The sequence below is a fragment of the Nevskia sp. genome (genome assembly GCF_023266035.1).
GTDB lineage: Bacteria > Pseudomonadota > Gammaproteobacteria > Nevskiales > Nevskiaceae > Nevskia.
Genome location: NZ_JAHFRY010000058.1, coordinates 18,226 through 28,535, shown reverse-complemented (window position 1 = coordinate 28,535; position 10,310 = coordinate 18,226). Strand labels below are relative to the sequence as shown.

Genomic DNA, 10,310 nt, shown 5'->3' with positions numbered 1-10,310 from the left:
CTGATGGTCGCTGCCGCGGCCATTGGTGGCGCCGACCGGCGGCTGGTCGAGCGCCAGCAGGATGTCGAGATCGATCTCGCTGAGCGCGACGATCCGCTGCGGCGCTACTGGCACGCGAACCTGACGGCCGGCGGCGTCGCGGATCGTGTGCGCTTCGGCCGCGTCCGCAGCGGGCGGGGTGGCCGGCTTGCCGCAGGCGGCGAGCAGCAGCAACAGGCAGCCGAGGATCAACCGCTTCATGGGCTCGACGCCTCGTCCATGATCCGGTGCCGGTCCTCGTGGTAGCGCTCCTCGCTGTCGCCGCGCCGCCAGTACGGCACCGCGTAGACCGCCGCGCGCGGCAGGCCGCGATCGAACAGCAGTTGCCGGCGGATCGCGATCACCGCCGCGTTTTCGCCGGCCACGGTGGCCGAAACTCTTGCCGTCGCCGGCCAGTCGACCTCGCGCAGCGCTGCGGCCAGCGCCGGCTCGTCGGCGGACGGCGTGCTCGCGTGCAGCCAGCGCAGCTGCACGCCGGGCGGATGACTCAGTGACTGCTGGTCATCGGCATCGGCGATCTCGACCAGCGCCGCGCCGCGTGCCGTGGCGGGCAGCGCTTCGAGCACGGCGGCGATCGCCGGCAGCGCCGACAGATCGCCGGCCAGCAGGTGGAAATCGGCATCGGCGTCGTACAGCGGCGGTCCGCCGGGGCCGGCGAGGCCGATCGGATCGCCGGCCTGCGCGCGCGCCGCCCAGCGCGAGGCCGGGCCGTCGTCGCCGTGCAGCACGAACTCGACCGCGACCGTGCCGCGCTCCGGATCGTGGCCGCGCAGGCTGTAGGTGCGTACCGCGGGCCGCTCGCCAGGCGGCCAGCTGAGGCCCTTGGCGCCGCGCGTTGGCAGCAGGGGTTCCTGTCCGGGGCGTGGCACGAACAGCTTGATGTGGGCGCCAGGGCCGGCGGCGGGAAAATCCTGAAGATCGCGGCCGCTCAGGGTGATGCGGCGCAGGCGCGGGCCGAGCGCGGTGGTATCGACCACGGTCAGGCGGCGAGGTGTCGTGGAGGGCTGCTGGGTCATTGCACGAAGCGTTCGGACAAAGGGCCGCAGCCTAGCGTCGTCAGCCGCGCTTCCGGGCCCGGAATGCCGGCTTTGCGCGGCGCGCAAAAACCTGTGCGCGGCCGGCAAAAGTGGCGGCCGTTTCATGGGTGCGCGGCTCATCCGCGCTTGCGCAGGCGGCCGGGCTGCAGGCCGAACTGGCGACGGAACGCGGTCGCGAAATTGGCCTGGCTGGTGTAGCCGGCGAGATGGGCGGCTTCGCCGACGCTGATGCCATCGCGCTCCAGCGCCACGCGGGCGTTGGCCAGACGGCGGCGGCGCTGGTAGTCGAACACGCTCAAGCCCGTGTGACGACGGAAGTTGCGCTGCAGCGCACTGCTGCTCATGCCGATGCGTTCGGCGAGCGCTTGCAGCGATAGCTCATCGGCTTCGCCGCTGTCGAGAAAGTCGCACAGCGCGGTCAGACGGCGCTGTTCGCGTGGACGTAGCCCGGTGCTCGGCGCGGTCTCGCCGCCGGTGATCGCGGTCAGCGCTTCGGCGGCCATTTCCAGACAGCGGCTTTCCAGATACAGCCCTTGCAGCGGGCTCGGCGAGCCCGGCGTTTCCAGCAGATCGCCAGCCATCGCCAGCAGCCGTGGCGACAGCTGCCAGCGCTGCGCGGCCAGATGGGTGCTGCGGAATGCGGTCAGGCGTGGTGGCGCGCCGAGCGCTTCCTGGCTTTCATCGAGCCACTGCGGGCCGAGCGCCAGGCTGATGACCCGCCGCCGGCTACCGGTGCGCAGGCGGCGCACGAAGGCTTCCGGTTCGGTGAGGGTCAATGCCAGTCCTTCGTGCTGCAGATCGTCGTCGCGGCCGCGCTGCGGGCCGAGCTGGAAACGCTTGGCGCCGTAGGAAACATCGGCCTGGCCGGACAAGGCCATCACCAGCAGCAGGCCGGGCGGCAGCGGCAGGCTGACATCGAGATCCTGCAGATCGCAGATGTCCGAGGCGTACATCGAAAGCCCCGGCCGCAGATGGACTTCGCGCAGCCGGCCGCTGACCAGCGCGGCTTCCGGCGGCAGGAAAGAGGCGCCGGATTCAGGCGGATTCAGGGACTGCGTTTGACCGTGCGGCATGGGTTTTTCTGTCTCGGGTTGACGAGCCGGCGTGCTGCGCGTCCGGCAAACGACTTTGCCGCCGCCGCAAAACCAATGGCTGTCGACAGACACGAAAATAGCGTCCTGTCATAGTTAATGCAAATCATTCTCATCTAGTTGGGGGCATGTCCGTGAAACAGTTCGCTGTCAGGTCGACGTTTTCCGTGGTTCTGGTTGCCGGCATCGGTACTGCGCATGCTCAGGCGGCGACCTCCACGGTCGCGCCCGGTGCGACGGAAATCGCTGCTAAGGACGGCGACAAGCCGGTGCTGCTGAAGCCGGTGACGGTGCAGGGCGAGGCGATCGTCGAAGGCGCCGTCGAGCCGAATTCGTCGATGACCCTGAAGGAACTGTTCGTCGAGCAGATCTCGGTCAACGTCGGCGGTACCACGGCCAGTTCGCAGAAGGTGTTCGTCAACGGCCTGGAAGAGAACAACCTCAATGTCCAGATCGACGGCGCCCGCCAGTCGAACAATGTCTGGCATCACAACGCCAACACGCTGATCGATCCGGGCCTGCTGAAAGCGGTGATCATCGAGGCCGGCGTGGCGGCGGCCGATGCCGGCCCCGGCGCGGTCGGTGGCTCGCTGCGCTACGAGACCAAGGATGTCGCCGACCTGCTCGACAAGGATCGCAAGGTCGGCGCCTTCGTCGGCGGCAGCTACGACAGCAACTCGGAAACCTTCAGTCAGTCCGGCGCCGGTTATGGCCGCCACAAGGGCTTCGAGGCACTTGGCTACGTTTCGCATGCCGATGGCAGCAATTACGAGGACGGCGGCGGCAACACCGTGCAGGGCACCGCCCCCAATCTGCTGAGCACGCTCGGCAAGCTGGCCTGGGAGTCGGCGGCCGGCGATCGCATCGAAGCCACCGGCCAGTACATGGTCGACGACGCCATCCGCCCGTATCGCGCCAACTTCGCCGCCGTGCGCGGCACCGTGCTGCTGGCGCCGAACAAGTTCACCCGCCGCTCCGGCAGCTTGCAGTACACGACGACCCAGCCGACCGACAGCTTCGATCCCGAGCTGCGTATCTATCTGAACCGCAGCGGCATCGAGCGGCCGACGGCTGATGGTCTGGCGGCACGCGGCTACTTCGATTCCTCGGTCACCAGCATCGGCGGCCTCGCCCAGAACCGCTTCAAGACCCGCATCGGCACGATCACCGCCGGTGCCGATCTGTACAGCGATCGCTCGAGCACCGACAACTACGCCGACCCGCTGTTCCGCGAGAAAGCGGTCAACGTCGGCCTGTTCACGCAGTTGCGCGGCGAGCCGATCGAACGCCTGCAGCTGTCCACCGGCCTGCGTCTGGATCGTCAGGAATATCGCGCGGTCGATGATCAGAGCTTCGGCAACACCGGCCTGAGCCCGAACGTTTCGGCGACCTTCGAAGTGACGCCGTCGCTGAACCTGAACGCCGGCTATGCCTACGTGTTCGGCGGCATTCCACTTGCCGAATCGGGCCTGTTCCACTCGTTCCCGTACGTCTACTCGCCGGATGTCGAAGCGCAGAAGGCGCGCAACGGCAAGCTCGGCGCCGAGTACAGCCTCCAGCAGTTCCGCTTCGTCGCCGAACTGTTCTCGACCACGCTGGCCAACACCGCCGCCTACTTCGAAGACGTGGCTGAAGGCGAACCGTTCGTGCGCGTTACCGGCCCGGATCTGAAGACCGAGGGCTACAACCTGTCGGCCCGCTTCGAAGGCGAGCAGGCGCGCGGTGGCGTGAGCTTCACCCACACCGATGTCGAGTACAACAACGCCGGCATCGGCACTACCGCGTTCACCTACGGCTCGCCGGTCGGCGACATCTTCAAGCTCTACGCCAGCTACAGCCTGCCGGCTTACGGCCTCAGCGCCGGTGCCAGCTCGGAGATCGCGCTGAAGTACGACTACAGCGCCGACTCCGGCAACAACGATCTCGCCGGCTACGAAGTGGTCAACGTCTACGCCGAATGGCGGCCGAGCTTCTACCGCGCGCTGAGCCTGCGGGTGGAAGCCAACAACCTGCTCGATGCCGAGTACGTCAACCGCTTCAGCGCCGGCGGTTCGCTGGGTTTCATCTCGGCGCTGAAAGACCCGGGCCGCAGCATCGTGCTGTCGACTCGCCTCGTCTTCTGAGGTCGCGAATCCTCGCGCATCGCCACAACCGGTCAGCTAACGCCCGCCGGGCCCACTCGAACCCTCTGGAGAGCCCCATGGATAACGCACTAGAAGCCCGCGTCGCCGCACCTCAGGATCTGTCCGCCAACGCGCTGCTGCTGCGCTACGCGGCCCGATCGAGCTTCTTCTTCGCTTCGCCGCAGATCACCGTGCTCGGCGAGGGCATCCAGCATCGGCTGCCGGAAGCGAGCACGGCCGGCGCGCCGCTGGCCACGCGAGTGCAGGCGCTGTTCGATCAGGCCTGCCGCGCCGGCCGGGTGCAGTCGCTGGTGGTCGGTGCGCTGCCGTTCGCCAGCGATGCCGAGCCGGTGCTCTACATCCCGGCGCAGATCGAAAGGGCGGGGCCATTGAGCTGCGCACGGCTGCCATTGCCGAGGCCGGCGGCACGTCACTGCATCATCCAGGAACGGCCGCGCGCCGATCGTTATCGGGACAGCGTGGTCGCGGCACTGCAGCGCTTCAAGGACACGCCGCTGCAGAAAGTGGTGTTGTCGCGCAGCCTCGAACTGCTCGGCGATTCCGACATCGACCAGCCGCAGCTGCTGCGCAATCTGGCTCAGCGTAACGCCACCGGTTTCACCTACGCCGTCGATCTGCCGGTGGCGGTGCGCGGTGCGTCGCCGCGCCGCCTGATGGGCGCCAGCCCGGAGCTGCTGCTGTCGCGCCGCGGCGAGCGGGTGATCTCCAATCCGATCGCCGGCAGCCTGCCGCGCAGTGCCGATCCCGAGCAGGACCGCGCCAACGCCGCCTCGCTGCTGGCTTCGGCCAAGGATCATCACGAGCACGCCTTGGTCGTCGATGCCGTGGTCGCCGCACTGCGCCCTTACTGCAAGCTGGTCGAACGGCCACCGATGCCCTCGCTGACCTCGACGGCGCGGCTCTGGCATCTGTCGACGCGAGTGGTCGGCGTGCTGCGCGATCCTTCGGTGTCGTCGCTGACGCTGGCCCAGGCGCTGCATCCGACACCCGCCGTCTGCGGCCATCCGCAGCAACTGGCGCGCGAAGCCATCGCCGCGCTGGAACCGCTGCCGCGCGGCCTGTTCACCGGCATGGTCGGCTGGTGCGATGCCAGCGGCGATGGCGAATGGGCGATCACCATCCGCTGCGCCGAAGTGGAAGCCGGACGGGCGCGGCTGTACGCCGGCGCCGGCATCGTGCCGGCCTCCGATCCGCAGCTGGAAGTGGCGGAAACCGCGACCAAGTTCCGCACCATGCTCGATGCCTTCGGCGCCAGCATCGACACCGGAGCGTTCGCGTGAGCGGCGCCGATTTCACGCCCTGGCCGGATGAGCTGGCCGCGCGCTATCGCCAGCTTGGCTACTGGCAGGGCCAGACCCTGGGCGGCTTCCTGCGCGAACTTGCGGAACGTCATGGCGAGCGGCCTGCGGTGATCTGTGGCGAGCGGCAATGGTCGTATCGCGAGCTGGACGAGCGTGCCGATCGCCTCGCTGCCGGCCTGCATGGGCTTGGCGTTGCAGCCGGCGAATGCGTGGTCGTGCAATTGCCGAACTGCGCCGAATTCTTCGCGCTGTGCTTCGCCTGTTTCCGGCTCGGCGCGATTCCGGTACTGGCGTTGCCCGGCCATCGCCGCGCCGAGATCAGCAGCCTGTGCGGCTTAAGCGCCGCCACCACCTATGTGATCGCCGATCAGCACGAAGGCCACGATTACCGGCAGCTGGCGCGCGATGTCCGTCGCCTGTCGCCGAGCCTGCGCCACGTCATCGTCGCCGGTGATGCTGCCGAGTTCATCGCGCTCGACACGCTCTACGCCGAACCGCTGGCGCTGCCCGAACGCGATCCCGGCGCGCTGGCGCTGCTGCAGTTGTCCGGCGGCAGCACCGGCACGCCCAAGCTGATCCCGCGCAGCCATGACGATTACCTGTACAGCGTCCGCGCCAGCGCCGACATCTGCGGCTTCTCGCAGCGCACCGTGTTCCTGGCGACCCTGCCGGTGGCGCACAACTTTCCGCTCAGCTCGCCCGGCACGCTGGGTACGCTGCACGCAGGCGGCTACATCGTGCTGGCGCCGCGTGGTGATGCGGCGACTGCCTTTGCGCTGATCGATCAGCATCAGGTCAGCCATGTCGCTCTGGTGCCGGCGCTGCTGCTGCTGTGGCTGGAAGCGGCGGCGCGCGAGGCTCGCCGTTTTGAAAGCCTGCGTCTGATCCAGGTCGGCGGCGCCAGCCTCGCGCCCGAGCTTGCCCAGCGAGTGCGGCCGCAGTTCGGCTGCGCGCTGCAGCAGGTGTTCGGCATGGCCGAAGGCCTGGTCAATTACACGCGGCTCGATGATGACGACGAGCGCTGCCTGCGCACCCAGGGCCGGCCGATCTCGCCGGACGATGAACTGCGCGTCGTCGATGACGAGGATCGCGATGTCGCAGCCGGTGAAGCCGGCCATCTGCTGACTCGCGGTCCGTACACGATCCGCGGTTATTTCCGCGCCGCCGAACACAACTCGCGCGCGTTCACGGCAGACGGCTGGTATCGCAGCGGCGATCGTGTGCGCCTGCGTGCCGACGGCTATCTGCAGGTGGTCGGCAGAGCCAAGGATCAGATCAACCGCGGTGGCGAAAAGATCGCCGCCGAGGAAGTCGAACACCATCTGCTCAGCCATCCGCAGGTGCGCAATGCGGCGCTGGTGTCGTTGCCGGACCGCTGGCTCGGCGAACGCAGTTGCGCGTTCATCGAGCTGCGTTCCGCAGCCGGCAGCATCCCGCTGGCCACCCAGCTGAAGCTGCATCTGCGCAGCAGAGGCCTCGCCGAATACAAGATTCCGGACCGCATCGAATTCGTCGACAGCCTGCCGCTGACCGCCCCCGGCAAGGTCGCCAAGCAAGTGCTGCGCGAGCGGCTGCTGGTTCCCGCCACCCCTCTTTGAGAACCACGATGGGCATACCCAGAATCCAGGGCTATCCAATGCCCGTGCAGATGCCGGCCGACAAGACCGGCTGGACCTTGCGGGCCTCGCGCGCCGTGCTGCTGGTGCACGACATGCAGCAGTACTTCGTCGATTTCTTCGATGCCGGCCAGGCACCGATGCCGGAGCTGATCGCCAACATCGGCCGCCTGCTGAACACCTGCCGCGCGGCCGGCGTGCCGATCGTCTACACCGCTCAGCCCGGCAACCAGAAGCCGGAAGATCGCGCCCTGCTGACCGACTTCTGGGGCAAGGGCCTGGCCGATCGTCCCGAGCTGGTGCGCATCCTGCCGGCGATCGCGCCGCAGCCTGGCGACACGGTGATGGAGAAGTGGCGCTACAGCGCGTTCAAGCGCTCCAAGCTCGAAGCTTTCATGGCCGAACGTGGCCGCGACCAGTTGCTGATCTGCGGCGTCTACGCCCATATCGGCTGCCTGATGACCGCCGCCGAAGCCTTCATGCTCGACATCCAGGCCTTTCTCGCCGGCGATGCGCTGGCCGATTTCTCGCGCGACGAACACGAGCAGGCACTGCGCTATGCCGCCGGACGCTGCGCCTGCGCGCTGACCACGGAAACGGCACTGGCTGCACTGCAGACTGCTAGAACCTCGCTGATCGATCGCGCCAGCCTGCGCGCCGAAGTTGCCGAGCAGATCGAGATCGCGCCGGAAGCGCTCGAAGACGATGACGATCTGCTGCTGATCGGCCTCGACTCGGTGCGTCTGATGGCGCTGGTCGATCGCTGGCGTTCGCTGGGTGCCAACGTCGACTTCGGCTCGCTGGCGGCAACGCCGACCCTGGCCGCATGGGCCACGCTGCTGTGCGGCGCGCCGGCGGCTGTTCCGGTCATCAGCGCACCCGCCGCACAAAGCTTCGAAGCGCTGCCACTGACCCAGGCCCAGCTCGGCGTGCTGCAAGGCCAGCGCATGGCCGGCGACGACAGCGTCTTCCACGCTGCCGAATGCATCGAGATCAACGGCCCGCTCGATGTGGATCTGTTCACCCAGGCGCTCGATGCAACGCTGGCCGAAGCATCGTCCCTGCATCTGCGCCTGTTCGAGCGTGATGGCCAAGCCTGGCAGCAGCCGATCGCAGCGCGCAGCAGCGGCCTGCAACTGCAGGACCTCAGCGGCATCGACGCCACGGCCTTCGAAGTGGAACTGGCCAGCGAACTGACGCGGCCATTCGATCCTGAAGCCGGGCTGCTGTTCGAGCATCGCCTGTACCGGCTCGATGCTAACCGCCATTGCTGGCTGCATCGCGCTCATCACCTGCTGCTCGATGGTTATGGCTTCCAGATGATTGCGCGCCGTGTCGCCGCGCATTACCAAGCCTGCCTGCGCGGTGAAAGCGCCGGGTCATCACCGTTCACTGGTTTGCAGGCCGTGGTCGCGGCCGATATCGCGTATCAGCAGTCGACAGCGCGCGCCGTCGATCGACAGTTCTGGCTCGACCATCTCGTCAACAAGCAGCCGCGCTCGCTGGCTGCGTCACCGATTGCCGGCATCGCTCGCGGCCGTCGCCACGGCAGCGAACTGCCGATCGTGCTCAGCGCCTTGCTGAAGTGCCGCGCCGCCGAATTCGGCCTGAGCTGGCCGGAGCTGATCACCGCCGGTTTCGCCGGCTATCTCGCCATCTACGGTCATGGCCGGGACGTGGTGCTCGGTATGCCGGTGATGCAGCGCCTCGGCAGTGCAGCGCTGACCGTGCCGTGCACGGCGATGAACGTGATGCCGCTGCCGCTGGCCGATGCCGGCAACCAGTCGCTGGCACTGCTCACCGGTTCGGTGCGAATGAGCCTCCAGCGCCAGCGGCCGCATCAGCGCTATCGCTTCGAGCATCTGGAACACGATCTCGAAACTGGTGGCTACAACCGCGGCCTGCTGGCGACCGAGATCAACGTGATGCCGTTCGGCCATCCGGAAAAGCTCGGCCCCTGCCGGCTCGGCACGCGGATTCTCGCGGCCGGGCCGGTCGAAGATCTGGCAGCGATCTTCGTGCCGCAAGCCAACAGCATCGGTTTCGATCTCGATGGCCGCGCCGAGAATTATTCGGCTGCCGAACTGGCTGCGCATTCACAGCGCTTCGCCGAGTTCTTCGGTGGCTGGCTGGAACAGCCCTGGATGACGGCAGCAGAACTGATCTGAGCCGTTCTCCCTCTCCCCTTGCGGGAGAGGCGGAAAGCATGCTTTCCGGGGGAGAGGGCGCGCTCAGCTCTGCCCCAGCGTCGCGCCACCATCGACGACGATGTCCTGCAAGGTGATGTGCGAGGCCGCGTCTGAAAGCAGGAACAGCACGGCATCGGCAACGTCTTCCGGCTGGGCGATCTTGCCCAGCGGAATGCCCAGCCGATAGCTCGCCAGCGAGCCGGCGATCACCTGTTCGGGGCCGCCGCCATTGCCCCAGAAGCGGCGCTGCATGTCGGTGTCGGTGGAGCCCGGCGAAACCAGATTGCAGCGGATGCCGTGCTCGGCGAGTTCCAGGCCGAGGCAGCGGGTGAACTGGGTTGCCGCGGCTTTCGAGGCGGCATAGGCGGCCATTCGCGTGCGCGGCGTGCCGGCGGCGTTGGAGCCGACGGTGACGATCGCGCCGCGCCGCCGTTCGCGCATCCGCCGGGCAACGGCGCGGCTGGTGTAGAACACGCCGTGGGTGTTGACGGCGAAGCTTTGCAGCCAGTCCTCGTCGCTGAGTTCGGTGGCCTCGGCCATGCGCAGGATGCCGGCGACGTTGACCAGATACTCGATCGCGCCATGTTCGCGCTCGACGGCTTCGACCAGCGCTTCGATCGCCGCCGCGTCGCGCAGATCGGCGACATGGGCATGCAGCCCGGCATGCCGTGCGCAGGCTGCGTGCAGCACATCGGTCTGTACATCGACGGCCGCGACCGTCAGTCCGCGCGTCGCCAGCGCCAGCGCCACTGCCGCGCCGATGCCTTGGGCGGCGCCGGTGACCAGGGCCACGCCGCTGCGGAATCCGGGGGCGAGGTCGGTGGTCTGTGCTGAGTTCAAAGTCATCGTTGCAAGTCTTCGGAAGAGGTGAACATGCGGGTGGAAAACGATGA

At 67.7% G+C, this 10,310-nt stretch carries 7 protein-coding genes and 2 pseudogenes; 5 read left to right on the top strand and 4 right to left on the bottom strand.

All coding sequences use genetic code 11. From position 1 onward, the window contains the following. From Q0D45_RS10790 to Q0D45_RS10780, 3 genes and pseudogenes are all read right to left on the bottom strand, one after another. A pseudogene (locus Q0D45_RS10790) lies at positions 1-240 on the bottom strand (iron-siderophore ABC transporter substrate-binding protein); the annotation flags it as partial. Beyond that, positions 237-1,055, bottom strand: coding sequence for a siderophore-interacting protein (locus Q0D45_RS10785; protein WP_293392477.1), 819 nt, complete (start codon positions 1,053-1,055; stop codon positions 237-239). The gene Q0D45_RS10785 and the pseudogene Q0D45_RS10790, both read right to left, overlap by 4 nt. Before the next feature lie 137 nt (positions 1,056-1,192). After that, positions 1,193-2,149, bottom strand: a complete 957-nt coding sequence (locus Q0D45_RS10780; RefSeq protein ID WP_293392474.1) for an AraC family transcriptional regulator — start codon at positions 2,147-2,149, stop codon at positions 1,193-1,195. Positions 2,150-2,334: 185 nt separating this feature from the next. On the opposite strand from Q0D45_RS10780, the gene Q0D45_RS10775 reads away from it, so the two are divergent. The 5 genes and pseudogenes from Q0D45_RS10775 (at position 2,335) to Q0D45_RS21635 (ending at position 9,396) form a co-directional block, all read left to right on the top strand. Next, a complete protein-coding gene (locus Q0D45_RS10775) occupies positions 2,335-4,290 on the top strand; it encodes a TonB-dependent receptor (RefSeq protein ID WP_293392471.1) in 1,956 nt (651 codons plus the stop codon). 77 nt (positions 4,291-4,367) lie between these two features. Next, complete coding sequence (locus Q0D45_RS10770) at positions 4,368-5,591, top strand: isochorismate synthase (protein ID WP_293392468.1); 1,224 nt, start codon at positions 4,368-4,370, stop codon at positions 5,589-5,591. Then, entirely contained in the window at positions 5,588-7,210 is a 1,623-nt protein-coding gene (locus Q0D45_RS10765) for a (2,3-dihydroxybenzoyl)adenylate synthase (protein WP_293392465.1), read from the top strand. The genes Q0D45_RS10770 and Q0D45_RS10765 overlap by 4 nt, the downstream gene beginning before the upstream one ends. Positions 7,211-7,218: 8 nt before the next feature. Beyond that, positions 7,219-8,070, top strand: a pseudogene (locus Q0D45_RS21640) (isochorismatase family protein); the annotation flags it as partial. Further along, positions 8,047-9,396 carry a condensation domain-containing protein gene (locus Q0D45_RS21635; RefSeq protein ID WP_366946414.1) on the top strand — a complete coding sequence of 450 codons (1,350 nt, stop codon included), beginning with the start codon at positions 8,047-8,049 and terminating at the stop codon, positions 9,394-9,396. The pseudogene Q0D45_RS21640 and the gene Q0D45_RS21635, both read left to right, overlap by 24 nt. Positions 9,397-9,459: 63 nt before the next feature. On the opposite strand, the gene Q0D45_RS10755 is transcribed toward Q0D45_RS21635, so the two are convergent. Then, positions 9,460-10,263: a 2,3-dihydro-2,3-dihydroxybenzoate dehydrogenase gene (locus Q0D45_RS10755; RefSeq protein ID WP_293392459.1), complete on the bottom strand. Its 804-nt coding sequence runs from the start codon at positions 10,261-10,263 to the stop codon at positions 9,460-9,462. Positions 10,264-10,310: the final 47 nt, after the last annotated feature.